Annotated in this window: 24 protein-coding genes and 1 pseudogene; 20 read left to right on the top strand and 5 right to left on the bottom strand. The window is 73.5% G+C overall.

Annotated elements, in window-relative coordinates; translation table 11 throughout:
* Window positions 1-120: 120 nt before the first annotated feature.
* Window positions 121-1,116 (bottom strand): type I pantothenate kinase, encoded by a 996-nt coding sequence (gene coaA, locus ACWDRR_RS20385; protein ID WP_449773578.1) that lies wholly within the window; start codon window positions 1,114-1,116, stop codon window positions 121-123.
* Window positions 1,117-1,215: 99 nt separating this feature from the next.
* On the opposite strand from coaA, the gene glmS reads away from it, so the two are divergent.
* Window positions 1,216-3,072: a glutamine--fructose-6-phosphate transaminase (isomerizing) gene (gene glmS, locus ACWDRR_RS20390; RefSeq protein WP_449773579.1), complete on the top strand. Its 1,857-nt coding sequence runs from the start codon at window positions 1,216-1,218 to the stop codon at window positions 3,070-3,072.
* Between the two features lie 58 nt (window positions 3,073-3,130).
* Here glmS and ACWDRR_RS20395 read toward each other — a convergent pair whose 3' ends face one another.
* Complete coding sequence (locus ACWDRR_RS20395) at window positions 3,131-3,688, bottom strand: Uma2 family endonuclease (protein ID WP_449773580.1); 558 nt, start codon at window positions 3,686-3,688, stop codon at window positions 3,131-3,133.
* Between the two features lie 140 nt (window positions 3,689-3,828).
* Here ACWDRR_RS20395 and ACWDRR_RS20400 point away from each other — a divergent pair.
* From ACWDRR_RS20400 to ACWDRR_RS20440, 9 genes and pseudogenes are all read left to right on the top strand, one after another.
* Window positions 3,829-4,231, top strand: a pseudogene (locus ACWDRR_RS20400) (holo-ACP synthase).
* The gene (locus tag ACWDRR_RS20405; protein ID WP_449773581.1) at window positions 4,180-5,727 is read left to right on the top strand and encodes an NAD(P)H-hydrate dehydratase; all 1,548 of its coding nucleotides are present in this window, start codon (window positions 4,180-4,182) and stop codon (window positions 5,725-5,727) included. Before ACWDRR_RS20400 ends, ACWDRR_RS20405 begins: the two are co-directional and overlap by 52 nt.
* 840 nt (window positions 5,728-6,567) lie before the next feature.
* Window positions 6,568-7,824 (top strand): alanine racemase, encoded by a 1,257-nt coding sequence (gene alr, locus ACWDRR_RS20410; RefSeq protein WP_449773582.1) that lies wholly within the window; start codon window positions 6,568-6,570, stop codon window positions 7,822-7,824.
* The gene (locus ACWDRR_RS20415) at window positions 7,821-9,239 is read left to right on the top strand and encodes an alpha/beta fold hydrolase (RefSeq protein ID WP_449773583.1); all 1,419 of its coding nucleotides are present in this window, start codon (window positions 7,821-7,823) and stop codon (window positions 9,237-9,239) included. Before alr ends, ACWDRR_RS20415 begins: the two co-directional genes overlap by 4 nt.
* Window positions 9,240-9,451: 212 nt before the next feature.
* On the top strand, window positions 9,452-9,733 hold the full coding sequence (locus ACWDRR_RS20420; protein WP_449773584.1) for a hypothetical protein: 282 nt from the start codon (window positions 9,452-9,454) through the stop codon (window positions 9,731-9,733).
* Window positions 9,730-9,900 (top strand): hypothetical protein, encoded by a 171-nt coding sequence (locus tag ACWDRR_RS20425; RefSeq protein ID WP_449773585.1) that lies wholly within the window; start codon window positions 9,730-9,732, stop codon window positions 9,898-9,900. Before ACWDRR_RS20420 ends, ACWDRR_RS20425 begins: the two co-directional genes overlap by 4 nt.
* An 87-nt stretch (window positions 9,901-9,987) precedes the next feature.
* Window positions 9,988-10,347 (top strand): hypothetical protein, encoded by a 360-nt coding sequence (locus ACWDRR_RS20430; RefSeq protein ID WP_449773586.1) that lies wholly within the window; start codon window positions 9,988-9,990, stop codon window positions 10,345-10,347.
* Window positions 10,348-10,634: 287 nt separating this feature from the next.
* Window positions 10,635-11,132: a tRNA (adenosine(37)-N6)-threonylcarbamoyltransferase complex ATPase subunit type 1 TsaE gene (gene tsaE / locus ACWDRR_RS20435; protein ID WP_449773587.1), complete on the top strand. Its 498-nt coding sequence runs from the start codon at window positions 10,635-10,637 to the stop codon at window positions 11,130-11,132.
* Window positions 11,133-11,230: 98 nt separating this feature from the next.
* A complete protein-coding gene (locus ACWDRR_RS20440; protein WP_449773588.1) occupies window positions 11,231-11,428 on the top strand; it encodes a hypothetical protein in 198 nt (65 codons plus the stop codon).
* 92 nt (window positions 11,429-11,520) lie between these two features.
* On the opposite strand, the gene ACWDRR_RS20445 is transcribed toward ACWDRR_RS20440, so the two are convergent.
* Entirely contained in the window at window positions 11,521-12,093 is a 573-nt protein-coding gene (locus tag ACWDRR_RS20445) for a hypothetical protein (RefSeq protein WP_449773665.1), read from the bottom strand.
* Window positions 12,094-12,267: 174 nt separating this feature from the next.
* Between ACWDRR_RS20445 and tsaB the strand changes: the two genes are divergently transcribed.
* The 5 genes from tsaB to ACWDRR_RS20470 all read left to right on the top strand — a co-directional run bounded on the left by tsaB (window position 12,268) and on the right by ACWDRR_RS20470 (window position 15,871).
* Window positions 12,268-12,924: a tRNA (adenosine(37)-N6)-threonylcarbamoyltransferase complex dimerization subunit type 1 TsaB gene (tsaB, locus tag ACWDRR_RS20450; protein ID WP_449773589.1), complete on the top strand. Its 657-nt coding sequence runs from the start codon at window positions 12,268-12,270 to the stop codon at window positions 12,922-12,924.
* 131 nt (window positions 12,925-13,055) lie between these two features.
* Window positions 13,056-13,535: a ribosomal protein S18-alanine N-acetyltransferase gene (gene rimI / locus ACWDRR_RS20455; protein ID WP_449773590.1), complete on the top strand. Its 480-nt coding sequence runs from the start codon at window positions 13,056-13,058 to the stop codon at window positions 13,533-13,535.
* Window positions 13,528-14,616, top strand: a complete 1,089-nt coding sequence (gene tsaD, locus ACWDRR_RS20460) for a tRNA (adenosine(37)-N6)-threonylcarbamoyltransferase complex transferase subunit TsaD (protein ID WP_449773591.1) — start codon at window positions 13,528-13,530, stop codon at window positions 14,614-14,616. The genes rimI and tsaD overlap by 8 nt, the downstream gene beginning before the upstream one ends.
* Window positions 14,613-14,876 (top strand): hypothetical protein, encoded by a 264-nt coding sequence (locus ACWDRR_RS20465; protein WP_449773592.1) that lies wholly within the window; start codon window positions 14,613-14,615, stop codon window positions 14,874-14,876. Before tsaD ends, ACWDRR_RS20465 begins: the two co-directional genes overlap by 4 nt.
* Before the next feature lie 89 nt (window positions 14,877-14,965).
* Window positions 14,966-15,871, top strand: a complete 906-nt coding sequence (locus tag ACWDRR_RS20470) for a polysaccharide deacetylase family protein (protein ID WP_449773593.1) — start codon at window positions 14,966-14,968, stop codon at window positions 15,869-15,871.
* A 7-nt stretch (window positions 15,872-15,878) separates the two neighbouring features.
* Here the strand turns inward: ACWDRR_RS20470 and ACWDRR_RS20475 are convergent, their stop codons facing one another.
* Complete coding sequence (locus ACWDRR_RS20475; protein ID WP_449773594.1) at window positions 15,879-17,054, bottom strand: THUMP-like domain-containing protein; 1,176 nt, start codon at window positions 17,052-17,054, stop codon at window positions 15,879-15,881.
* A gap of 325 nt (window positions 17,055-17,379) precedes the next feature.
* Between ACWDRR_RS20475 and groES the strand changes: the two genes are divergently transcribed.
* The 3 genes from groES to ACWDRR_RS20490 all read left to right on the top strand — a co-directional run bounded on the left by groES (window position 17,380) and on the right by ACWDRR_RS20490 (window position 20,601).
* On the top strand, window positions 17,380-17,685 hold the full coding sequence (groES, locus tag ACWDRR_RS20480; RefSeq protein ID WP_014136232.1) for a co-chaperone GroES: 306 nt from the start codon (window positions 17,380-17,382) through the stop codon (window positions 17,683-17,685).
* Between the two features lie 132 nt (window positions 17,686-17,817).
* The gene (groL, locus tag ACWDRR_RS20485; protein WP_387889144.1) at window positions 17,818-19,446 is read left to right on the top strand and encodes a chaperonin GroEL; all 1,629 of its coding nucleotides are present in this window, start codon (window positions 17,818-17,820) and stop codon (window positions 19,444-19,446) included.
* 135 nt (window positions 19,447-19,581) lie between these two features.
* The gene (locus tag ACWDRR_RS20490; protein ID WP_449773595.1) at window positions 19,582-20,601 is read left to right on the top strand and encodes a LysR family transcriptional regulator; all 1,020 of its coding nucleotides are present in this window, start codon (window positions 19,582-19,584) and stop codon (window positions 20,599-20,601) included.
* Between the two features lie 94 nt (window positions 20,602-20,695).
* Here the strand turns inward: ACWDRR_RS20490 and ACWDRR_RS20495 are convergent, their stop codons facing one another.
* Window positions 20,696-21,022 carry a WhiB family transcriptional regulator gene (locus ACWDRR_RS20495; protein WP_449773596.1) on the bottom strand — a complete coding sequence of 109 codons (327 nt, stop codon included), beginning with the start codon at window positions 21,020-21,022 and terminating at the stop codon, window positions 20,696-20,698.
* A gap of 559 nt (window positions 21,023-21,581) precedes the next feature.
* On the opposite strand from ACWDRR_RS20495, the gene ACWDRR_RS20500 reads away from it, so the two are divergent.
* On the top strand, window positions 21,582-22,193 hold the full coding sequence (locus tag ACWDRR_RS20500) for a response regulator transcription factor (protein WP_014136228.1): 612 nt from the start codon (window positions 21,582-21,584) through the stop codon (window positions 22,191-22,193).
* Window positions 22,194-22,696: 503 nt separating this feature from the next.
* A complete protein-coding gene (shbA, locus tag ACWDRR_RS20505) occupies window positions 22,697-23,281 on the top strand; it encodes an RNA polymerase sigma factor ShbA (RefSeq protein WP_449773666.1) in 585 nt (194 codons plus the stop codon).
* Window positions 23,282-23,290: the final 9 nt, after the last annotated feature.

Raw genomic sequence — 23,290 nt, forward strand, 5'->3', positions numbered from 1 at the left:
GCGTGTCGGGGGTGTTCCTCCGGGGCGCTCTTTCGGGTGCGCTCCTTGGGTGGGCTCGTCGGGTGGGCTCGTCGGGTGCGCTTCTCGGATGGGCTCGTCGGGTGGGCCCGTCGGGTGGGCTCAGAGTTTGCGCAGCAGCGCGCGGCGGACCTTGTGGTCCTGACCCTTCTGCAGGACCAGGGTGGCGCGGCCGCGGGTGGGCAGCACGTTCTCCAGCAGGTTGGGCTTGTTGATGGTGCGCCAGACCTGGCGGCCGTACTCCATCGCCTCCTCCTCCGGCACCTCGGTGAAGCGGCGGAAGTAGGAGTTCGGGTCCTGGAAGGCGGTCTGCCGCAGCTTGCGGAAGCGGTCCAGGTACCAGCTCTCGATGTCGTCGGTGCGGGCGTCGACGTAGATCGAGAAGTCGAAGTAGTCGGTGACCGCGAGCCTCGTCCGCCCGTCCGTGCCGGGCAGGGCCGGCTGGAGCACGTTCAGGCCCTCGACGATGAGGATGTCCGGGCGCTCCACGGTGAGCCGCTCGCCGGGCACGATGTCGTACACCAGGTGCGAGTACACGGGGGCGGTGACCAGCTCCTTGCCGGCCTTCACGTCCGCCACGAAGCGCATCAGCGCGCGGCGGTCGTAGGACTCCGGGAAGCCCTTGCGGGCCATCAGACCACGCCGGCGCAGCTCGGCGTTGGGCAGCAGGAAGCCGTCGGTGGTGACCAGTTCGACCCGGGGGTGCTCGGGCCAGCGGGCCAGCAGCGCCTGGAGCAGGCGCGCGGTGGTGGACTTGCCGACGGCGACCGAGCCGGCCACGCCGATGATGAACGGCGTGCGGGTGCGCTCGGTGTCCGGGGTGTCCAGGAAGGTGCCCAGCGCGCCGCGCAGGTCGTGCGTGGCGTGGATGTAGAGGTTCAGCAGGCGGGACAGCGGCAGATAGACGTCACGGACCTCGTCCAGGTCCAGGGCGGTACCGAGGCCGCGCAGCCGTTCCACCTCCTCCGCGGTCAGCGGCAGCGGCGTACGCTCGCGCAGCGCGCTCCACTCGGCCCGGCTGAGGTCCACGTAGGGCGACGGCGACGGGCCGGGCGTGGCGGCGCCCCGCGTACAGAGTTCGGTCAGCACATGCTCCATTGTGGGCCGTAGCGGCGTTCACGGTGGCTGTGGTGTCGGTCACGCGCAGTGGGCGAAGCGTGCGAATGGGGCGTCTTGGGCGCCCTTATGCTGGCACGCATGTGCGGAATCGTTGGATACGTGGGCTCTCAGCCCGCTCTTGATGTAGTAATCGCAGGCCTGCAGCGACTGGAATACCGGGGCTACGACTCGGCCGGTGTCGCGGTGCAGGTGCAGGGCTCCGACGGGCAGTGGAGCCTCGCCACCGACAAGCGGGCGGGCAAGCTCGCCAACCTCGAGAAGTCGCTCGCCGAGACCCCTCTTCCCGGCGGCACCACCGGCATCGGTCACACCCGCTGGGCCACCCACGGCGGCCCGACGGACGCCAATGCCCACCCCCACCTGGACGACGCCGTCCGGGTGGCCGTGGTCCACAACGGCATCATCGAGAACTTCGCCCAGCTGCGGGCGGAGCTGGCCGAGCGCGGTCACACGCTGCGCTCGGAGACCGACACCGAGGTCGTCGCGCACCTGCTGGCCGAGGTGTACGAGGGCGACCTCGCGGAGGCGATGCGGATCGTCTGCCGCCGGCTGGACGGCGCCTTCACCCTCGTCGCCGTGCACGCCGACGCGCCGGACGTCGTGGTCGGCGCGCGCCGCAACTCGCCGCTGGTGGTCGGGCGCGGCGAGGGCGAGAACTTCCTCGCCTCGGACGTGGCCGCGTTCATCGCGCACACCCGTGAGGCGATCGAGCTGGGTCAGGACCAGGTCGTCGAGCTGCGCCGCGAAGGCGTCACGGTGACCAACTTCGACGGCAGCCCGGCGGACGTGCGCGAGTACCACGTCGACTGGGACGCCTCGGCCGCCGAGAAGGGCGGCTACGACTACTTCATGCTCAAGGAGATCGCCGAGCAGCCGAAGGCCGTCGCCGACACCCTCCTCGGCCGGATCGGCACCGACGGCCGGCTCACCCTCGACGAGCTGCGGATCTCCGACGCCGACCTGCGTTCGGTGGACAAGGTCGTCATCGTCGCCTGCGGCACGGCCTTCCACGCCGGCATGATCGCCAAGTACGCGATCGAGCACTGGACCCGCATCCCCTGCGAGGTCGAGGTCGCCTCGGAGTTCCGTTACCGCGACCCGATCATGGGCCCGGGCACGCTGGTCATCGCGATCTCGCAGTCCGGCGAGACCATGGACACCCTGATGGCGCTGCGGCACGCGCGCGAGCAGGGCGCCAAGGTGCTGGCGATCTGCAACACCAACGGCTCGACCATCCCGCGCGAGTCGGACGCGGTGCTCTACACGCACGCCGGCCCGGAGGTGGCGGTCGCCTCCACCAAGGCGTTCCTGACCCAGCTGGTGGCCTGCTACCTGGTCGCGCTCTACCTGGGCCAGGTGCGCGGCACCAAGTGGGGCGACGAGATCTCCGCCGTCATCAAGGAGCTCGGCGACGCGCCCAAGCAGGTCGAGCAGGTGCTGGAGACCATGGAGCCGGTGCGCGAGCTGGCGCGCTCGCTCGCCGACGCCAAGTCGGTGCTGTTCCTCGGCCGGCACGTCGGCTTCCCGGTGGCCCTGGAGGGCGCGCTCAAGCTCAAGGAGCTGGCGTACATGCACGCCGAGGGCTTCGCGGCGGGCGAGCTGAAGCACGGGCCGATCGCGCTGATCGAGGAGGGGCTGCCGGTCGTGGTGGTCGTGCCGTCGCCGCGCGGGCGCTCGATCCTGCACGACAAGATCGTCTCCAACATCCAGGAGATCCGGGCACGCGGTGCGCGCACCATCGTCATCGCGGAGGAGGGCGACGAGGCGGTCGTCCCGTACGCGGACCACCTGATCCGCATCCCGGTGACGCCGACCCTGCTGCAGCCGCTGGTCTCCACCGTGCCGCTGCAGGTCTTCGCCTGCGAGCTGGCCACGGCCAAGGGCCACGAGGTGGACCAGCCGCGCAACCTGGCGAAGTCGGTCACCGTCGAGTAGTGCCTCCGGGCGTCGTTTCGCGGTGCTTCCGGCCCGGTGCCCCTGCGGTGGCTGCGTCCTACCGCAGGGGCGCCGTGTCGAGCGTGAAGGAGAACGGGGCGGGGAGGTCGATCAGTTTGCCGAACGCGACCTGGTGCTGAGCGGTGTAGTCGCCGTCCTTCGGCTCGGTGAACAGCGTTGCCTTGCTCCCGCTGCGGTCGAACAGTAGATGACAGGGAACGCCGGCTTCGGCGTAGCCCAGTCGCTTGGTCTCGAGGTCCTTCACGGGACTGGTGGACGTCACCTCCAGTACGAGCACGACGCCGACCGTGGCCGACCAGGAGTCCTGAGCACGGAAGTGTCCCACCGGGGCGACAGTGGCGTCCGGGACGAAGCGGCCTCTCGGAGTGATCAGTCCCTTTCCCCCGCTGACGTAGAGCTCCTCGGCCGACTGCCGCACGACTGCGCGACCGAACCGAGCCACCGCGTCCTCATCGTCACCATCACGCGGTGGCGTCACGATGATCTCCCCCTCGATGAGTTCGGCCTTGAAGCCCGGTGGCGTGTCCAGCTCCAGAAATGCCTGGAGGACGTCTTCCTGCCCCAGGGGGTGCTCGACTGCCGGCATGGCGACCATGGCGCTTCTCCCTCCTGCCGGTCCCAGCTCCTGCCGTTCCTTGCGTGCGGCACGGTAGGGGTACGGACCGACACCGGTGGGGGACCGAAGTGGTTGTCACTCGAAAGCGTCCCGCAAAGCCGGCGGAGCAGCCCGTGATCATCGGGATCGGGATCGGGATCGACGTGGCGGGGATCGACCGGTTCGCGGCGGCGCCGGAGCGCGCGCCGGGGCCGGTGGAGCGGCTGTTCACGCCGGGCGAGCTGCGGTTGCCTTGGGCGAGCTGCGGTCGCCGTCAGGGTGGCGGGGGTCGCGGGGGTCGCCTCGCCGGGGGCGCGGTGTGCGGTGGAGGAGGCGCGGGCCAGGGCGCTCGGCGCGCTGGGCGGGCTGCACCGGACCGACGCCGCGCGGGCGGCCGAACCCGGCGTCGGCTCGTGGCACGTGTCGCTCAGCCATGACGCGGGCGTAGCGTCGGCGGTAGTTGGTCATCGCCGAGGGTTAGGGGCTTGCGCATGCGCCGCGCTCACCGTGTCGAACAGGTCCGGGCCGCAGAGGCCGAACTGATGGCCCGGCTGCCCGAGGGCACCCTGATGCAACGGGCCGCCACCGGGCTCGCCGCCACCTGCGCCCGGCTGCTGACGCGCCGTCGCGGCCGGGTGTACGGCAGCCGGGTGCTGGTGCTCGCGGGCAGCGGCGACAACGGGGGTGACGCGCTGTTCGCCGGCGCGGCGCTGGCCCGGCGCGGCGCGCGGGTGACGGCGGTGCTGCTCGCGCCCGAGCGCGCCCACCCGGACGGGCTGGCCGCGCTGCAGGCGGCGCGCGGCCGGGTGGTGCTGGAGCAGGAAGTCGGCCTGGCCGACTTCTCGCGCGCGGACCTGGTGCTGGACGGCATCGTCGGGATCGGCGGCCGGGGCGGTCTGCGCCCGGCGGCGGAGCCGTACGCGCGGGCCGAGCGGCGCGGCGTGGTGGTGGCGGTGGACGTGCCCAGCGGGGTGGACGCCGACACCGGCGAGGTGTCGGGCGTGGCGCTGCGGGCGGACGTCACGGTCTGCTTCGGCACCTACAAGCCGGGACTCCTGATCGACCCGGGTGCCTCGTACGCCGGCGCGGTACAGCTGGTGGGGATCGGGCTGGACCTGCCGACGGCCGAGGTGGAGGCCCTGCAGCACGCCGAGGTGGCGGAGCTGCTGCCGGTGCCGGGAGCGGAGAGCGACAAGTACCGGCGCGGCGTCGTCGGGGTGGCGGCCGGCTCGGCGACGTACCCGGGGGCGGCGCTGCTGGCGGTCGCCGGAGCGCTGCACGGCGGGGCGGGCGCGGTGCGGTACGTCGGGACGGCGGCCGAGGAGGTGGTGCGACGGTTCCCGGAGGCGCTGGTCACCGAGGGCGGGCCGGCCGGAGCCGGACGGGTGCAGGCCTGGGTGGTCGGCCCGGGCGGCGGGGACGGAGCCCGGCAGGCGCTCGGCGAGGCGCTGGCGAGCGACGTGCCCGTCCTGGTGGACGCGGACGCGCTCACCGAACTGGGCCGGCTCGGCCCGCAGGCCCTGACCGGGCGGACGGCGCCCACGCTGCTCACCCCGCACACCGGCGAGGCGGCGCGGCTGCTGGCGGGAGCGGGGGCGGGGGGTGCCGCGCCGCCGGCCGTCGACGACCTGGCCGCCTCCCGGCTGGCGACCGCGCGCCGGCTCGCCGCCGCGTACCGGGCGACGGTGCTGCTGAAGGGCTCCACCACGGTGATCGCCGACCCGGGGGGTGCGGCGCGGGTCAACCCGACCGGTACGCCGTGGCTGGCGACGGCCGGGAGCGGCGACGTGCTCGCCGGCCTGGCCGGCTCCCTGCTGGCGGTGGGTCTGCCCGTGCTGGACGCCGCCTCGGTCGCCGCCTACCTGCACGGCCTGGCCGGCCGCCACGCGGCGAGCGCGGGGGGTGCGGGGGGCGTGCTGGGTGTGGCGGGTGCGCTGGGTGTGGCGGGTGCGCCGGTCACGGCGCTGCAGGTGGCCGGCGCCCTGCCGGCGGTCTGGCGCGATGTGCGGGCTTCGGCGGAGTCGGCGGGGCCAGAATAGACCGACCGGTCTACATAGTGGTGGGGGGTGGGCCGGGCGGCCGGGCCTGGTGGAGTGGGAAGTCGGGTGGGTCGACTTCTCGTGCGGGGTGGCGCTTGGGGGGCAGATCTCTAGACCGGTCTACAGATTCGGCCGGCGACGGCTTCGAACGGGTCTCGGGGGAGTGGTGGGCGCAGGAGTAGGAAGTCGGCCGGGTCGACTTCTCGCGCGAGCGCCGGGGCGGGGCCGGCCATTGATGTAGACCGGTCTACATATTCGTGCCCGGGGGGAGCCGCTCGGTCGGGGCCGGCCGGTGTGGCGTTCGCTTGGGTGGAGTGGGAAGTCGGCCGGGTCGACTTCCTGTGCGCGGTGGCGAGGGGAGCCAGCCACGGAGGTAGACCGGTCTACCTATTCGTGGCCCGGGAACTGCTCGGTGGGGAGCAGCTGGCGGGGCGTTCGCTTGGGTGGAGTGGGAAGTCGGCGGGGCCGACTTCCTGTGCGCGGTGGCGTTGAGAGCCAGCCCGAGAGGTAGACCGGTCTACATATTCCTCAGGCCCCTGGAGGAAGGAGCCGAGCGGGCAGGGGAGTAGGAAGTCGGACAGGCCGACTTCTCATACGGCGAGCCCGTCGGGCAGCGGGCCGTTCGGCTGGCCGACGTGCCCCGCGTGCCCCGCGTGCCCTGCGGGCTCCGCGTGCTGCGAGTACTCCGCGCACTGCGCGTCGTCCGGGGAACCGGTGGTGCTTCGGGGGCGTCCGGGACGAGGTGGTGGGGTGTACGGGCTGGTCGGCGGGTGGGCGCCGGTCCGCCGCGCCGACGGGCCGTTCGGCGAGGACCATGAGACGTCTGGGAGACTGACCCTGATGACAACTGCGAACACGACCGGCACGGCCACCCTCACCGACGGCGTACGGGCTGAGGCGACCATTGATCTGGCCGCTCTGCGCGGCAACCTCGCCGCGCTGCGCGAGCGCGTCGGCGCCGCCACGGTGATGGCCACGGTCAAGGCGGACGGCTACGGCCACGGCGCGGTCCGCTGTGCCCGCGAGGCGGTCGCCGCAGGCATCGGCTGGCTCGGCACCGCGCTCCCGCAGGAGGCGCTGGCCCTGCGCGCCGCCGGGATCGGCCCCGACCAGGCCCGCATCCTCTGCTGGCTCTGGACGCCGGGCGGCCCCTGGCGCGAGGCGCTGCTCGCCGACATCGACGTCTCCGTCAGCGGCCAGTGGGCACTGGACGAACTGCTCGCCGCCGTCCGGGCGACCGGCGTCCCGGCCCGGGTGCACCTGAAGGCCGACACCGGCCTCGGCCGCAACGGCTGCCAGCCCCACGACTGGCCCGAGCTGGTCGCCGCGGCCCGTCGGGCCGAGGCCGAGGGCCTGCTCGCGGTGGTCGGCGTCTGGTCGCACTTCGCGGCGGCCGACGAGCCGGGCCACCCCTCCATCCAGGCCCAGCTGGACGCGTTCCGCGAGGCCCTGGCGTACGCCGAGGCGGCCGGGCTGCGCCCTGCGGTCCGCCACCTGGCCAACTCGCCGGCCACCCTGCTGCTCCCGCAGTCGCACTACGACATGGTCCGTACCGGCCTGGCGATGTACGGGCTGTCGCCCGTCCCGGAGGTCGGCTCGCCGGCCGACTTCGGGCTGCGCCCGGTGATGGCGCTGACCGCCCGGCTGGCCCTGGTCAAGCACGTTCCCGGCGGGCACGGCGTCAGTTACGGCCACCACTACACCACGCCGGGCCCGACCACCCTGGGCCTGGTGCCGGTCGGCTACGGCGACGGCGTCCCCCGGCACGCCAGCGGCACCGGCCCGGTGCAGATCGCGGGCAAGTGGCGCACGGTGGCCGGCCGGGTGGCGATGGACCAGTTCGTCGTCGACCTCGGCGGGGACACCCCCGCGATCGGCGACGAGGTGCTGTTGTTCGGCAACGGCGAGCAGGGCGAGCCGACCGCCGAGGACTGGGGCCGGGCCTGCGGCACCATCTCCTACGAGATCGTGACCCGGATCGGCGCCCGGGTGCCGCGCCGCTACCACGGCGGGCTCGCCGAAAGTACCGCCGAGAGCACCGCCGAAAGCGCAGGAGCCGTCGAAGGCGCCGGAATCGCCGAGGGCCCGGCCGTATGAGCGAGGAGGCCGGCTCCGGCCCGGTCGCAGCGGTGGCCAAGGCGGCCGGTGCGGCCTCCGGAGTGAGCCGGGCCGGCCTGATCGGCATCTCGGTCGGCGTGGTCGCGGCCGGTGCGGCCGCCGGCGTGGCGATCGAGCGGCTGACCGTCGGCCGGGCGACCCGCCGCCGGGCCCGCGCAGAGTTGGACGCCAACGCCCCGTACGGCTCGCTGCGCGGTCGTCCGTGCACGGTCGCCGCCGCGGACGGCACCGAGCTGTACGTCGAGCTGGACGGTACCGGCTGGCCCGAGCCCGTCCGGGTGCGCCCCGAAGCCCCGGTGCGCGGCGAGGACGGGACGGAGGGCGAAACCGGGCCCGGCGCCGGCACGGGCGGCCGCCGCGGCTGGTTCGTCCGCCGGAGGGAGGACGGCGCCGGGAACGGCGAGGGACCGGTCGACCGGACCGGACTGCCCGGCCTGCTGGGCGGCTCCGGCGCGCTGGTGCGGGCCGGGCGACGATCGGGCCTCGGCCCCGCCGCCGCTGCCGTCGACCGACGCGAGCCGCTGACCGTGGTCTTCTGCCACGGCTACTGCCTCAACCAGGACAGCTGGCACTTCCAGCGGGCCGCGCTGCGCGAGGGCATGCGGCTGGTCTTCTGGGACCAGCGCAGCCACGGCCGGTCCGAGCGCTCCCGCTCCTACCTGGCCGGTGAGCCCGCGAGCATCGACCAGCTGGGCGGGGACCTCAGGGCCGTGATCGAAGCCGTCGCGCCGACCGGGCCGCTCGTCCTGGTCGGCCACTCGATGGGCGGCATGACGATGATGGCGCTGGCCGACCAGGACCCGGAGCTGTTCCGCGAGCGGGTCGCCGGGGTCGCGCTGATCGGCACGCTGGCGGGGGACTGGGAGACCGTGACCCTCGGCTTGCCGGCGGTCGGCGCCAAGCTGTTCAAGAAGGTCGCGCCCGGCGTGATGAAGCTGCTCGGCCGTCAGGTCGAGCTGGTGGAGGCGACCCGGCGACTGGGCGCGGACGTCAGCGCCGTCTTCTACCGGAAGTTCTCCTTCGGGGGGAAGGACGTCGACCCGGGCGTGGTCCGGTTCGCCGAGCAGCTGCTGGACGCCACCCCGATCGACGTGGTGGCCGAGTTCTACCCGGTCTTCGGCGCGCACGAGAAGACCGCCGCGCTGGCGGCCCTGCGGGGCATCCCCACCCTGGTGCTCGCCGGCACCAAGGACCTGCTGACCCCGCCCGCGCACAGCGAGGCGATGGCCGAGCAGCTGCCCGGTGCCGAGCTGCTCCTGGTGGAGGACGCCGGGCACCTGGTGATGCTGGAGCGCCCCGACCTCGTCGACCAGCGCCTGGTCGCCCTGCTCAAGCAGGCGGTCGACTACCGCGGCGCGGCGCCGTTGCCGCCCTCGCTCGGCGAGTCGGAGTAGACGCCCGGTGGCCCGGCCCCTCGTGCAGAGGGCCCGGGCCACCGGTGTGTGACGGTACGGCGCGGCGTCAGGCCTTCGTGGCGCCCTTGCGGCGGCGCAGCAGGACGAGCGTGCCGACACCGGCGGCCAGGACGGCGCCGCCGGCCACGCCGAGGAGGGTGGTGTCGTCACCGCCACCGGTGGTGGCCAGGTTGGAGCCCCCGGAGGGGCGCTTGGCGGCCTTCGCCTTGGCCGCGGCGATCGCGGCGGCGGACGGCTTGGGCTGGGTGACCTTGGCCTGGACGACACCGCTGCCAGGCAGGGCGGCCGGCTTGGCGGACGGGGTCGCACCGGTGCCGGTGCCGGTGGTCGGGGCGGGCGCGGCCGAGGTGGCGGACGCGCTCGGGCGGGCCGAACCTGTGGCCGACGCGGTGGCGCTCGCCGAAGCCGAAGCCGAAGCAGAGGCAGAAGCAGAGGCCGAAGCCGAAGGGCTGGTCGAGGCGCCGCCGGGGTGACGGTCGAGAACCGGGCCGGCTCGCTGTTGGTCGGCTCCACCTCCGCGTTCGCCGACTCCAGGTCGAGCGAGGTGGTGACGAACACGGCGGTCGCGTCGTCCGGCAAGGTGCCCTTGGGCAGCGAGAGCCGGACCTGGATGCCCAGCGACTCGTCCTCGCGGAGGTAGAGCCAGGAGTCCTCGGTCGCCCGGCCCTGGGCGTCGAGCGCGCCGAGGACCTGGAACACGCCCCGGTCCGCCGGTGCGGGGGCCGGGGTGGCGACGTCCTTCCAGGCCCCGCTGTCCACGTTCTGGTACTGGAGCTTGTGCTGCTCCTTGGCGAACAGCGGGGAGTGGTCGGCCTCGGTGTACAGGAAGGGCACGAACATCAGGGCGCGGTGGGAGGTGTTGGTGATCTCCAGGGTGAAGGTCACCGCCTGCCCGTCCGCGGTGATCTTCGCGGGCATGTTCTTGATCGAGAGCGTGGGGTGGACCCCGGTGCTGTCGACCGCGGGGGCGACGGTGACGGCGCCGACCGCGGGGGTGGCGAGGGCAGCCGGGGCGGTGGCGACGACGGACGCCGAGGCCAGGGCGGCGACGGGGCGGATATCGCGAGACCGCGACGGAGCTTCCTGAAGAGTGAGCTCGTGGGGCCGGCCGGGCCGTTGGGGGCCCGGGGGAGCAGGAGCCCGGACCGGCAGGGGCGGGTCGCGTGACGGTCCGAACGGGGTTCGGGAGGAGGACCGTAACGCGGTCCTGGGAACTTCCTGGGAGCGGGGTCCGGCCCGGACGGCCGGTCGGCGGCGGCAAAGCCGATCACACCGGGACGGGCCCGGCGCACGGGCGGGCGGGGATGTGGCACCGTAGCGGAGGCGCCCGGCGGTCGGTGCGCCGCAGTTCGGACCGAAGGGCTTGAATCGCGCATGGGCTCGCACGCCACTCTCACCGTCGCCACTCCCGAGCGGATGGGCCGCCTCGGCCGGGAGCTGGCCGCGCTGCTGCGGCCGGGGGACCTGGTCCTGCTCTCGGGTGAGCTGGGGGCGGGCAAGACCACGCTCACCCGGGGCCTGGGGGAGGGGCTCCAGGTGCGCGGGGCGGTCACCTCGCCGACCTTCGTGATCGCCCGGGTGCACCCGTCGCTGGTCGGCGGCCCGGCGCTGGTGCACGTGGACGCGTACCGGCTGGGCGGGGACCTGGATGAGATGGAGGACCTCGACCTGGACGTCTCGCTGCCGGAGTCGGTGGTGGTGGTCGAGTGGGGCGAGGGCAAGGTCGAGCGGCTCGCCGAGGACCGGCTGGAGGTCCGGATCGAGCGGGCCATCGGCGGCACGGCGGACGGGGACGACCTGGACCCGCGCCAGGTGCGGCTGACCGGGATCGGCCCGCGCTGGACCGGGGTGGCGCTGGACGCGCTGGCCTGAGGCTCATACCGACAGGCTGTCGGCAAAGTGTTGCGGGCGGGGTGCCGGGCGTGATGGGATGGGTGCTGCGGTTAGGTCTGCCTAACTAGGGAGGCGCCATGTCGAGCACCACCCCCGCCCCGGAGCGCGCGCCGCGCGGTACCGGGGCCGGAGAGCCCGCCCGCAGCGTTCAGGGCGGGTCGATGCGAGCCCTGCTGGCCGCGTGTGCGGCCGCCGAGGCGGTCTCCACCCCGCCGGAGCGCCGTGAGACCGCGGCGCCCGCCGAGCCCGTGGCCGAGACCCGCCGCGCGGCCTGACCTCGCGGCCCGACCACCCGGCCGCGCCTGAACCGGCCAAGCCTGAACCGGACGTGCCTGGCCCGGGCACACCGTGCCCCGGGCCCGCGCCCTCAGGCGACCACGACGACCTTGGTGCCGTTCGGCGCGAAGTCCCAGATCAGCTGACCCTCCGGTCGCCCACTGCGGATGCCGCCGGTCTTGGCCTTCGGGTCGGTGGTCGCGGTGGCGCCGTCCACGGCCGCGCTGAAGCCGAACACCACGCCGTTCTGCTGGGCGAAGCGCACCACGTGCTCGATCTGCCGGCCGTCCGTCCCGGTGGTGGTGGGCGTGCGGCTGTACACCGGGTAGCTGCCGGGGGCCGGCTCCACCGAGCCCGGGGTGACCGCGAAGGCGGCCACCACCTGCGGGTTCTTCTTGGGGTCGACCAGCCAGACGTAGTGGCTGCCGACCGAGTAGACGACCCGCAGTCCGCTGCCCGAGCTGGTCGGCAGGGTCGGGACGGTCGGGGTGGCCGAAGCGGTCGGGGTGGCCGAGGCGGACGGTCCGCTCGACGAGGCGGTCGTGCTCGTGCTCGGCCGGGTGGCTCCCGCGCGGTCCTGCGCGCCGTTGGCCTGGAAGGCCAGCAGGCTCACCACCGCGAGGGCCCCCAGGGTCAGCCCGGTGACCACCACTCCAGGACCCATCTTCGCCACGTGTCGCTCCCACCGCCGTCCCAAAACCCGTCGGCCCCATCGTGCCAGGTCCGCTCGTCCGCACCCGCACCCCGTAGGACGTGTGTTCCGAACCCGGACGCCTTGTCGATCGGGCGGACCAAGACCGGCAGTGGGCCACGGCTCCGATCGGTCTAACCTTGACCCGTGCTGCTGCTCGCGTTCGACACCGCCACCCCCGCCGTCACGGCCGCCGTCCACGACGGCACGGCCGTCCTCGCCGAGACCGACCAGGTCGACGCCAGGCGCCACGGTGAGCTGCTCCTGCCCGCCATCGACCGGGTGCTCCGGGAGGCCGGCGTCGACAAGCACCGGCTGACCGGCATCGCGGTGGGCGTCGGCCCCGGCCCCTACACGGGTCTGCGGGTCGGCCTGGTGACCGCCGCCGCGCTCGGCCACGCGCTGGGCATACCGGTGCACGGCGTCTGCACCCTGGACGCGATCGCCCACCGGGCCCGCGCCGAGGGCCTCGCCGGACAGCCGTTCACGGTGGCCACCGACGCGCGCCGCAAGGAGGTCTACTGGGCCTCGTACGACGCGGACGGCCGCCGCACCGAGGGCCCCGCCGTGGACCGCCCGGCCGAGCTGGCCCCGCAGCCGCGGGCCGTCGGAGCGGGCGCGCTGCTGTACCCGGAGGCCTTCCCGGGCGCGCACGGGCCCGAGCACGTCTCGGCCGGCGCGCTGGCCGACTTCGCCGCCGCCGAGCTGGCCGCCGGCCGTGAGCTGCTGCCCAACGTGCCGCTGTACCTGCGCCGCCCGGACGCCCAGGTGCCCGCCGGCTACAAGGCGGTGCTCCCGGCGTGACCGGCCCGAACGGCGAACCGGGCCACAACGGCCAGGCCGGCCCGAACAGCCCAACCGGCCCGAACGGCCCAACCGGCCCAACCGGCCACAACGGCCAAGCCGCTCACGCCGGCGGCGCCACCCTGCGCCCGATGCGCTGGTGGGACATCGCGCCGGTGATGGAGCTGGAGCTGGCGCTCTTCCCCGAGGACGCCTGGTCCACCGGGATGTACTGGTCCGAACTGGCCGAGACCCACCCCGGCGGCACCCGCCACTACACCGTGGCCACCGCCGCCGACGGCGCGATCGTCGGCTACGCCGGGCTGATGGCGGTGGCGGGCGAGGGCGACGTGCAGACCATCGCCGTCGACCGGCGGCACCAGGGCACCGGCCTCGGCGCGGTGCTGCTCACCGACCTGATCCGGGAGGCCGCCCGGCGCGACTGCGCCGAGCTGCTGCTGGAGGTGCGGGTGGACAACGCCCGCGCCCAGCGGCTGTACGAGCGCTTCGGCTTCGAGGCGGTCGGCATCCGGCGCGGCTACTACCAGCCGGCCGGCATCGACGCGCTGGTGATGCGCCTCGACCACCCCGGTACCGAACCGAAGGACCCGAAGGAAGACCGCCATGGCTGACGAACCGCTCGTCCTCGGCATCGAGACCTCCTGCGACGAGACCGGCGTCGGCATCGTCCGCGGCACCACGCTGCTCGCCGACGCGGTGGCCTCCAGCGTCAACGACCACGCCCGGTTCGGCGGTGTGGTGCCCGAGATCGCCAGCCGCGCGCACCTGGAGGCGATGGTCCCGACCATCCAGCGCGCCCTGGACACCGCCGGCATCAAGGCGAGCGACCTGGACGGCATCGCCGTCACGGCGGGCCCTGGCCTGGCGGGTGCGCTGCTGGTCGGTGTGAGCGCCGCCAAGGCCTACGCCTGGGCGCTGGACAAGCCGCTCTACGGGGTCAACCACCTGGCCTCGCACATCTGCGTGGACCAGCTGGAGCACGGCCGCCTGCCCTCGCCGACGATGGCCCTGCTGGTCTCCGGCGGGCACTCCTCGCTGCTGCTCAGCGAGGACATCACCAGCGACGTCCGCCCGCTGGGCGCGACCATCGACGACGCGGCCGGCGAGGCCTTCGACAAGGTCGCCCGGGTGCTCGGCCTCGGCTTCCCCGGCGGCCCGGTGGTCGACCGCACCGCCCGCGAGGGCGACCGGAAGGCGATCGCCTTCCCGCGCGGCCTGAGCGGCCCGAAGGACCCGGCGTACGACTTCTCCTTCTCCGGGCTGAAGACCGCCGTCGCCCGCTGGGTGGAGGCCAGGCGCCGGGCCGGCGAGGAGGTGCCGATCGCCGATGTGGCGGCCTCGTTCCAGGAGGCGGTCACCGATGTGCTGACCCGCAAGGCGGTCAAGGCCTGCAAGGACAACGGCGTCGACCACCTGATGATCGGCGGCGGGGTGGCGGCCAACTCGCGGCTGCGCGAGATGGCCCAGCAGCGCTGCGACAAGGCGGGCATCCGGCTGCGGGTGCCGCGCCCGGGCCTGTGCACCGACAACGGCGCGATGGTCGCCGCGCTCGGCTCCGAGATGGTCTGGCGCGACCGCGCGCCCTCGGCCTTCGACCTCTCGGCCGACTCCTCGCTGCCCGTCACCGAGGTCCACGTCCCGCACACGGACGTGCACGGCCAGGCGTACCAGGCACTGGGCGGCGGGCGGTGAGCACCACCGCCGCGATGTGGGAGGCGCGGGCCGCCGACGGCCGCGGCGCCGAGCTGTCCGCCTGGGTCCGCGAGGTGGCCGTGCCCGCGCTGCGCGGATCGGCCGGCCTGGTCCGCACCGAACAGTTCGGCGCGCCGGGCGACCGGGTGCTGCTGATCACCTGGTGGACGGCGGAGCCGGTGGCGGTCGCCGAGCCGCCCGCCGGGCTGATCGGCCGTCCGGTGCACCGCTGGTCCTTCGTCAGCGAGCATCTGGAGTAGGCCTTCGTACGCCTGTCCTGGAACCGAACAGCTGACCGTTACCGTGCATAGCTGAGGAACAGCTGGACGGTACCGGGGAGCGCGGCGCGGTGAAGTGGCACGGGCGGGGCAGGACGAGGACGTACGCGGTGGGGGCGCTGGCCTTGCTGGCCGCCGCCACCGGCTGTGGCGGCGGCGGTGCGGGCGGGGGGCCGGCGGCCACCGCCGCGACGACGCCGGCGGCCGCGGCCACGGCGCGGAAGACGCCTCCCGCCGCGAGCCCGACACCCGCCGCGGCGCCCGCCGCCGGGGACGCGGCGGCCTGGGCGAAGTGGAACCTCAAGCCGCTGCCGCCCGCTCCCGCGGCGCCCGCCGACAAGCCGATCAAGCTCGAACGGACCGGCCCCGTACCGGTGTTCAGCGAGGTGAAGACCACCGACAAGGTCGTCTTCGTCACCATCGACGACGGCGCCGAGAAGGACCCGAAGTTCGTCGAGATGCTGACCGACCTCAAGGTGCCGGTCTCGATGTTCCTGACCCGGGACATCGTCAAGGAGAACTACGGCTACTTCAAGCCGCTCCAGGCGCTCGGCAACCACATCCACAACCACACCGTGGACCACGCCCAGATGAGCAAGGTCGCGCCGGAGAAGCAGAAGTCCGAGATCTGCGACGCCCAGTCCGCGCTGACCCAGCAGTACGGCAGTGCGCCGCTGCTGTTCCGCCCGCCGTACGGGGACGGCGCCAACACCCCGGCGCTGAACACCTCGGTGCAGCAGTGCGGGCCGCGCGCGATCGTGCTCTGGCGCGAGTCGATGCAGATCCACGACATGCAGTACCAGGCGGCGGACAAGAAGCTGCGGCCGGGCGACATCGTCCTCGCCCACTTCCGGGGGCCGAAGGACCTCAAGGGCGAGACGATGACGCAGATGTTCGGGGAGCTGCTGGCCCGGATCCAGGAGCAGGGCTTCGCGGTGGCCCGGCTGGAGGACTACATCCAGGCGCCCGCCACCTGACCGGGCGCTACGGGAGCGCCACCGGCCGGCCGAGCATCATCAGCGGGCCGTGGTCGGTGCGGCAGAGGATCACCGTGACGCTGTTCGGCCCGCTCGGCCTCAGCTGGCGGCGCAGCTCCTCCGGGGTGATCGCCATCCCCCGCTTCTTGATCACCACGGTGCCGACGGCCCGCTCGCGCAGCAGCGCCTTCAGCTTCTTGATGTGGAACGGCAGCACGTCGGTCAGCTCGAAGGCGTGCGCGTAGGGGGTGGCGACCAGCCGGTCCGAGGTGATGTAGGCGATCTTCGGGTCGATCAGCCGGCCGTGCACCTGCTCGGCCACCTCGGCGACCAGGTGGGCCCGGATCACCGCGCCGTCCGGCTCGTAGAGGTAGCGGCCGACCGGTCCGGCCGGCGGGTCGGGCAGGTCGCCGCCGGTCAGCGAGGCGCCGTGCGGCAGCAGGGTGGCGCGGTGCGGGCGGGCGGCCCCGGTGCCGAACCAGAGCACCGCCTCCTTGACGTCGCCGTGGTCGGAGACCCACTCGGCCTCCGCGTCGGCGGGGACGGCCTCGTGCGGGATGCCCGGGGCCACCTTGAGCGCGCCGATCGGGGTGCGCCGGCCGGCCTCGATCGCCCAGGAGAGCGGCGGGGCGTACGCCTCGGGGTCGAACACCCGGCCGCGCGCGGTGCGGCGGGCCGGGTCGGTGAAGACCGCGTCGTAGCCGGTGACGTCGATGTCGGCGACGTCCGCGCAGCGCACCTCGACGAGGTCCGCCAGGCCCAGCGCGGCGGCGTTGGCTGCGGTGGCCGCGCAGGCCGCCGGGTCCTTGTCGACGGCGAGCACCTCGATGCCGGCCCGGGCCAGCGCCAGGACGTCCCCGCCGATCCCGCAGCAGAGGTCGGCCAGCCGGCGCACCCCCAGGTCGGCGAAGCGCCGCGCCCGCCACTCGGCGACGCTGCGCCGGGTGGACTGCTCGACGCCGTTGGGCGTGAAGTACATCAGGTCGGCGTCCGGGCCGAACTTCGCGCGTGCCCGCTGCCGCAGCCGGGCCTGCCCGAACGCCGCCGAGACCAGCTCCGCCGAGTGCTCCCGGCGCAGCCTGGTCGCCAGCGCGAGCTCCTCCTCGGGCGTGAACTCGCGCAGCTCGGCGAGCAGGGACTGCCCCTCGGGGGTCAGCAGGGGCTGCAGGTTCTCGGTCTCCACCCGGCCATTCTCCCCGCTGGGGGCGCCCGCCCGCCCGGGAGCGGTAGAGCGGGAGAACCGGGGCGGGAGAGCCGGAGCGGTCGGGCGGTTACCCGGCCGCGGCATCGCACAGGAGTGCGGCCCGGCGCCCGCCGTCCGAACCGTTCGGGCGCGCCGTTGGCACTCTGGTTGACTGAGTGCTAACCGCGGCCTATGGTCGTCCTTGGCACTCTCCCCATGGTGAGTGCTAACGCGACGACGTGTGTCTGACCCCCGCGACGGCAGGCCCGCAGGTTCGCCACCTACCCGTTAGAAAACCCCGTAATCTCCGAAGGGGAGCTCGGACGTGACCACCAGCAGCAAGGTTGCCATCAAGCCGCTCGAGGACCGCATTGTGGTCCAGCCGCTCGACGCCGAGACCACCACGGCCTCCGGCCTGGTTATCCCGGACACCGCCAAGGAGAAGCCCCAGGAGGGCGTCGTCCTGGCTGTCGGCCCGGGCCGCTTCGAGGACGGCCAGCGTCTGCCGCTCGACGTCGCCGTCGGTGACATCGTCCTGTACTCGAAGTACGGCGGCACCGAGGTGAAGTACCAGGGCGAGGAGTACCTCGTCCTCTCGGCGCGCGACGTTCTCGCCATCATCGAGAAGTAAGCAGCACCGAGAAGTAAGACGTTCCAGCCCGCCCCGGATCCGTGTCCCAGTGACAGGGGCCCGGGGCGTGGTTGTTGGTTCACGTAGTCCGGTGGCCGGCGTGCCGGCCGCAGCCCCGAGGGAATAGGGAACATGGCGAAGATCCTGCAGTTCGACGAGGACGCCCGCCGCTCGCTGGAGCGCGGTGTCAACAAGCTGGCCGACACCGTCAAGGTGACCATCGGCCCCAAGGGCCGCAACGTCGTCATCGACAAGAAGTTCGGTGCGCCGACCATCACCAACGACGGTGTCACCATCGCCCGTGAGGTCGAGCTGGACGACCCGTACGAGAACCTTGGCGCGCAGCTCGTCAAGGAGGTCGCCACCAAGACCAACGACGTCGCGGGTGACGGCACCACCACCGCCACCGTGCTGGCCCAGGCCCTGGTCAACGAGGGTCTGCGCAACGTCGCCGCCGGTGCCGGCCCGGCCGCCCTGAAGAAGGGCATCGACAAGGCCGTCGCCGCCGTCTCCGAGCACCTGCTCTCCATCGCCCGCGAGATCGAGGGCAAGGACGACGTCGCCGCCGTCGCGTCCCTCTCCGCGCAGGACACCCAGGTCGGCGAGCTGATCGCCGAGGCGATCGACAAGGTCGGCAAGGACGGTGTCATCACCGTCGAGGAGTCCAACACCTTCGGTGTGGAGCTGGACTTCACCGAGGGCATGCAGTTCGACAAGGGCTACCTGTCGCCGTACTTCGTCACCGACGCGGAGCGCCAGGAAGCGGTCCTCGAGGACCCGTACATCCTGATCAACCAGGGCAAGATCTCCTCCATCCAGGAGCTGCTGCCGCTGCTGGAGAAGATCCTGCAGGGCGGTGCCTCGAAGCCGCTGCTGATCATCGCCGAGGACGTCGACGGCGAGGCGCTGTCCACCCTCGTGGTGAACAAGATCCGCGGCACCTTCAACGCGGTCGCCGTCAAGGCCCCGGGCTTCGGTGACCGCCGCAAGGCGATCCTGGGCGACCTGGCCACCCTGACCGGTGCCACCGTCATCTCCGAGGAGGTCGGCCTCAAGCTCGACCAGGCCGGTCTGGACGTGCTGGGCACCGCCCGCCGCGTGACCATCACCAAGGACGAGACCACCGTCGTCGACGGCGCCGGTGACTCCGAGGCCGTGGCCGGCCGCGTCGCCCAGATCAAGGGCGAGATCGCCAACACGGACTCCGACTGGGACCGCGAGAAGCTGCAGGAGCGCCTGGCCAAGCTGGCCGGCGGCGTCTGCGTCATCAAGGTCGGCGCCGCCACCGAGGTGGAGCTGAAGGAGCGCAAGCACCGCCTGGAGGACGCCATCTCGGCGACCCGTGCCGCGGTCGAGGAGGGCATCGTCGCCGGTGGTGGCGCCTCCCTCGTCCACGCCGCCAAGGTGCTGGAGGGCGGCCTGGGCCTGGAGGGCGACGAGGCGACCGGTGTCGCGGTCGTCCGCAAGGCGCTCGCCGAGCCGCTGCGCTGGATCGCCCAGAACGCCGGCCTCGAGGGCTACGTCATCACCCACAAGGTCGCCGAGCTGGAGGCCGGTCACGGCTTCAACGCCGCCACCGGCGAGTACGGCGACCTGCTGAAGGCCGGCGTCATCGACCCGGTCAAGGTCACCCGCTCCGCGCTGGAGAACGCCGCGTCGATCGCCTCCCTGCTGCTCACCACCGAGACCCTCGTGGTGGAGAAGAAGGAAGAGGAGGCCGACAACGGCCACTCGCACGGTGGTCACGGCCACTCCCACTGACGCCTGATCAGTGACCGCAGGCCCGGTCCGCGCCCCCTCGGGGGTACGGCCCGGGCCTGCGGCGTGTCCGCGCGTTTCACTCTTCAACTATCAGTTGAATTTTGCATAACGCAAAGATTGCCTTATAACTGAGGCATGATCGAGGCCCGCCATCTGCGCGTACTGCGTGCCGTCGCCCGCACCGGCTCCTTCTCCGCCGCCGCTCGTGAGCTGGGCTGTACGCAGCCCGCCATCAGCCAGCAGATGAAGGCGCTGGAGAAGTCCGTGGACACCCCGCTGGTGGTCCGTTCGGGGCGCGGCATGCAGCTGAGCGAGGCCGGACGGGTGCTGCTCAAGCACGCCACCGGGATCCTGGCCGGGCTCTCCGCCGCCGAGGAGGAGGTCGCGGCGATCGCCGGACTGCGGGCCGGGCGGGTGCGGCTGGTCTCCTTCCCGACCGCGAGTTCCACCCTGGTGCCGCCGGCCGTCGCCCGGCTGCGGGACAGCCATCCGGGGGTGCGCGTGTCGCTGGTCGAGGCCGAGCCGCCGGAGTCGCTGGCGATGCTGCGCGGCGGCGAGTGCGAGATCGCGCTGGCCTTCCGCTATCCGCAGGCCCCCGGCGGCGCCCCGGTGCCCGCCCCGGCCGCCGTCCCCGCGCACGGCACGCCCCGCGAGGCCCGGGCCGAGGCCAACCTGGAGGCCCAGCAGCTCAGCGCCACCACCGACTGGTCCGATCTGGTGGTCACCCCCCTGCTGGACGACCCGCTGGTCGGCCTGCTGCCCGCCGCGCACCCGCTGGCGGGGCGCGGCGGCGGGCGCGGACCGGTGGAGCTCGCCGAGCTGGCGGGGGAGCAGTGGATCGCCGGCTGCCCGCAGTGCCGGGGGCACCTGGTGGAACTCTGCGCGGGGGCGGGTTTTGAGCCCCGGATCGACTTCGCGACCGACGACTACCCGGCGGTGGTCGGCCTGGTGGCGGCCGGGCTCGGGGTGGCGGTACTGCCGGGGCTGGCGCTGGAGTCGGTGCGCCCCGACGGCGTGTCGGAGGTGCCGGTGCGGACCGCCTCGGGGGCGCCGGCGGTGCGGCAGGTGGTCGCCCTGACCCTGCCGGACCTCGCCGAGGTGCCGGCGGTGGCGCTGATGCTGGAGCGGCTGGCGGGTGCGGCGGCCGGGCGCTGACCGGGCCCTCGGACGGGCGGGCCGGCGGCTCCGGGTGCGGCGACTCCGAGCGCTGTGAAGAAACGTTTCTTCACGGCGCGGAACGGGTGAACCCCTAGCGCGTCAGCCCCGTCGGCGCGACCAGCGGTACCTCCACCAGGCGGTTGCGCGAGCGGCCCATCATCTCCTCGCGCTCGTCCTCGGTCAGACCTCCCCAGACGCCGTACGGCTCGCGGACCGCCAGCGCGTGGGCCGCGCACTCGGTGCGCACCGGGCAGCGCATGCAGACCTCCTTGGCGCTCGCCTCGCGCGAGCTGCGCGCGGCGCCGCGCTCCCCCTCGGGGTGGAAGAAGAGCGAGCTGTCCACGCCGCGGCAGGCCGCGGAGAGCTGCCAGTCCCAGAGATCGGCGTTGGGGCCGGGGAGGCGTGAGAAATCTGCCATGGCTCATTCCCTTCAGAGGCTCGGCGGCCGCGGACCGGCCATCGGCGGGCTGGGCTGCGCGGCACGGCGAGGCTTCGATGCGCTGGTGTGGACACCTGGAAATATGACTTACGGCAACTCCATGGACAAGTCACCCACAGAGTGGCACAACAGTCAATGACCATACAAAAGCTATAAAAACGGGCAAAGTGGGCATGGAGTTCGGCGGGCGCAGACGTGGCAATCGGGTGGCCGACGGGCGCACGACACCCCGCACGGGCGTGCGGGTCGTGCGCCCACCGCGCGCGAGCTGCACAAAAGTGCGGCGTGTGCACCGCGAGGTGGCTGATCGGTAACGGGTCGGCCACGTACAGTGGTGGAGATGGCCCTGAAAGCCGTAACTCATTCGAGTGACGGTCGTTGGAAGTGCGGAGGCGGTTAGCGGGCGCCGGACGTCGGGAACGATCGCGGGAAGTTCAGGCGATCGGTACGGAGTCCGTCGCCAATCGGCCGTGTCGGAGAGATTCGTACCAGCCAGGAGGCTCAACGTGACGCGGATCAGCTGCGGAGGACGACGGTCATGACTTCCGTTCTCGTTTGCGACGATTCCCCGCTCGCCCGCGAGGCGCTTCGCCGCGCGGTCGCGACCGTACCCGGCGTCGACCGGGTCACCACCGCGACGAACGGGGAGGAGGTCCTCCGCCGCTGGGTGGCCGACCGCTCCGATCTCGTTCTGATGGACGTCCGGATGCCCGGCCTCGGCGGGGTCGAGACGGTCCGGCGGCTGCTGTCCGCCGACCCGGGCGCGCGGATCATCATGCTCACCGTCGCGGAGGACCTCGACGGCGTCGCCCTCGCGGTGGCCGCCGGGGCCCGCGGGTACCTGCACAAGGACGCCTCGCGCGCCGAGCTGCGGGCCACCGTCACCCAGGCCCTCGCCGACCCGACCTGGCGGCTCGCCCCGCGCCGGCTGCGCAGCCCCGACATGGGCGCCGCGCCGACGCTGACGGCACGTGAGATCCAGGTGCTGGAGGGCATGAGCCACGGCCGCAGCAACGCCGAGATCGGCCGCGAGCTCTTCCTCTCCGAGGACACCGTGAAGACCCACGCCCGACGGCTGTTCAAGAAGCTCGGCGCCTCGGACCGCGCGCACGCGGTGGCCCTGGGCTTCCGGTGGGGCCTGGTCCGCTGACCACCGCCGGTTCCGCCGGCCGCGGCGCGCTGGTCGCGGTTCCCTTCGCAGGGGCGTATGACGTTACGGTCCCGAGGTTGCACCATGGAGGTGTGGAGCACCTCGGGGACCAGCGGACAGGCACTGCGGCGAACCACGGAGTCGCAGGACACTCGGCGAACGGCGCGACGGACGGGACCACCGCCGATGGCGGCGGTGCGGGAGGCGGCACGGTGCAGGAGGGGCCGGTGGTGCGCGGCGGCGCGGTGCCCGGCGGCGCACCGCATAACGTTCCGGTGCACAACTCCGGACGCGGTGCCGCGTTTTCCCGTTCGACCAGGCACCATGGACCGATGCGTGACGACGTTGCCGGCACTCCCGGCGAGGCCGACCCGGTGGAGGCCGAGCCCTCCGGACCGGGTCGCGGTCAGTCGTACGCGGATTTCGGTGACGGCGAGCCCGAGCAGGGCCCTGACCGGAGCTCCGACCGGGGCTCCGACGAACCCGGCGCCGGCCGGGCCCCGGTGCTCGGCACCGGCGGCTCCCCGCTGGTCGGCGAGCTGGTCGCGGCCGCCGTCCGGGGCGAGGGTCCGGCGATCGACGCACTGCTCGCCTACGTCCACCCGCTGGCGCTGCGCTACTGCCGGGGCCGGCTGGTGCGGCTGCCGGGCGGGGCCCGGCACCACGTGGACGACGTCGCCCAGGAGGTCTGCGTCGCGGTGCTCTGCGCGCTGCCGCGCTACCGGGACCAGGGCCGTCCGTTCGAGGCCTTCGTCTACGGCATCGCCGCGCACAAGATCGCCGATCTGCAGCGGGCCGCGATGCGCGGCCCCGGCTCGACGGTCGTCCCGCAGGACGACCTGCCGGAGGTGCCGGACGAGGCGCTCGGCCCCGAGGAGCGGGCGCTGCTCAGCAGCGACGCGGCCTGGGCCAAGGAGCTGCTCTCCAACCTGCCGGCGCGTCAGCGCGAGCTGGTGCTGCTGCGGGTGGCCGCCGGGCTGTCGGCGGAGGAGACCGGCGAGATGCTCGGGATGTCGCCCGGCGCGGTCCGGGTCGCCCAGCACCGGGCGCTCAGCCGGCTGCGGGCGCTCGCGGAGGAGTCCTCCTGATCGTCCGCC

The sequence above is a fragment of the Kitasatospora sp. NPDC003701 genome (genome assembly GCF_053587085.1).

What these genes read in the sequence shown, in the direction of transcription:
- ACWDRR_RS20445 (WP_449773665.1), bottom strand. Translation starts at nt 12,093, where the DNA reads ATGGGTCCTGGAGTGGTGGTCACCGGGCTGACCCTGGGGGCCCTCGCG.
- ACWDRR_RS20500 (WP_014136228.1), top strand. Translation starts at nt 21,582, where the DNA reads ATGACTTCCGTTCTCGTTTGCGACGATTCCCCGCTCGCCCGCGAGGCG.
- groL (WP_387889144.1), top strand. Translation starts at nt 17,818, where the DNA reads ATGGCGAAGATCCTGCAGTTCGACGAGGACGCCCGCCGCTCGCTGGAG.
- tsaD (WP_449773591.1), top strand. Translation starts at nt 13,528, where the DNA reads ATGGCTGACGAACCGCTCGTCCTCGGCATCGAGACCTCCTGCGACGAG.
- ACWDRR_RS20495 (WP_449773596.1), bottom strand. Translation starts at nt 21,022, where the DNA reads ATGGCAGATTTCTCACGCCTCCCCGGCCCCAACGCCGATCTCTGGGAC.
- ACWDRR_RS20405 (WP_449773581.1), top strand. Translation starts at nt 4,180, where the DNA reads ATGCGCCGCGCTCACCGTGTCGAACAGGTCCGGGCCGCAGAGGCCGAA.
- ACWDRR_RS20490 (WP_449773595.1), top strand. Translation starts at nt 19,582, where the DNA reads ATGATCGAGGCCCGCCATCTGCGCGTACTGCGTGCCGTCGCCCGCACC.
- rimI (WP_449773590.1), top strand. Translation starts at nt 13,056, where the DNA reads ATGCGCTGGTGGGACATCGCGCCGGTGATGGAGCTGGAGCTGGCGCTC.
- coaA (WP_449773578.1), bottom strand. Translation starts at nt 1,116, where the DNA reads ATGGAGCATGTGCTGACCGAACTCTGTACGCGGGGCGCCGCCACGCCC.
- ACWDRR_RS20395 (WP_449773580.1), bottom strand. Translation starts at nt 3,688, where the DNA reads ATGGTCGCCATGCCGGCAGTCGAGCACCCCCTGGGGCAGGAAGACGTC.
- alr (WP_449773582.1), top strand. Translation starts at nt 6,568, where the DNA reads ATGACAACTGCGAACACGACCGGCACGGCCACCCTCACCGACGGCGTA.
- tsaE (WP_449773587.1), top strand. Translation starts at nt 10,635, where the DNA reads ATGGGCTCGCACGCCACTCTCACCGTCGCCACTCCCGAGCGGATGGGC.
- glmS (WP_449773579.1), top strand. Translation starts at nt 1,216, where the DNA reads ATGTGCGGAATCGTTGGATACGTGGGCTCTCAGCCCGCTCTTGATGTA.
- ACWDRR_RS20415 (WP_449773583.1), top strand. Translation starts at nt 7,821, where the DNA reads ATGAGCGAGGAGGCCGGCTCCGGCCCGGTCGCAGCGGTGGCCAAGGCG.
- ACWDRR_RS20440 (WP_449773588.1), top strand. Translation starts at nt 11,231, where the DNA reads ATGTCGAGCACCACCCCCGCCCCGGAGCGCGCGCCGCGCGGTACCGGG.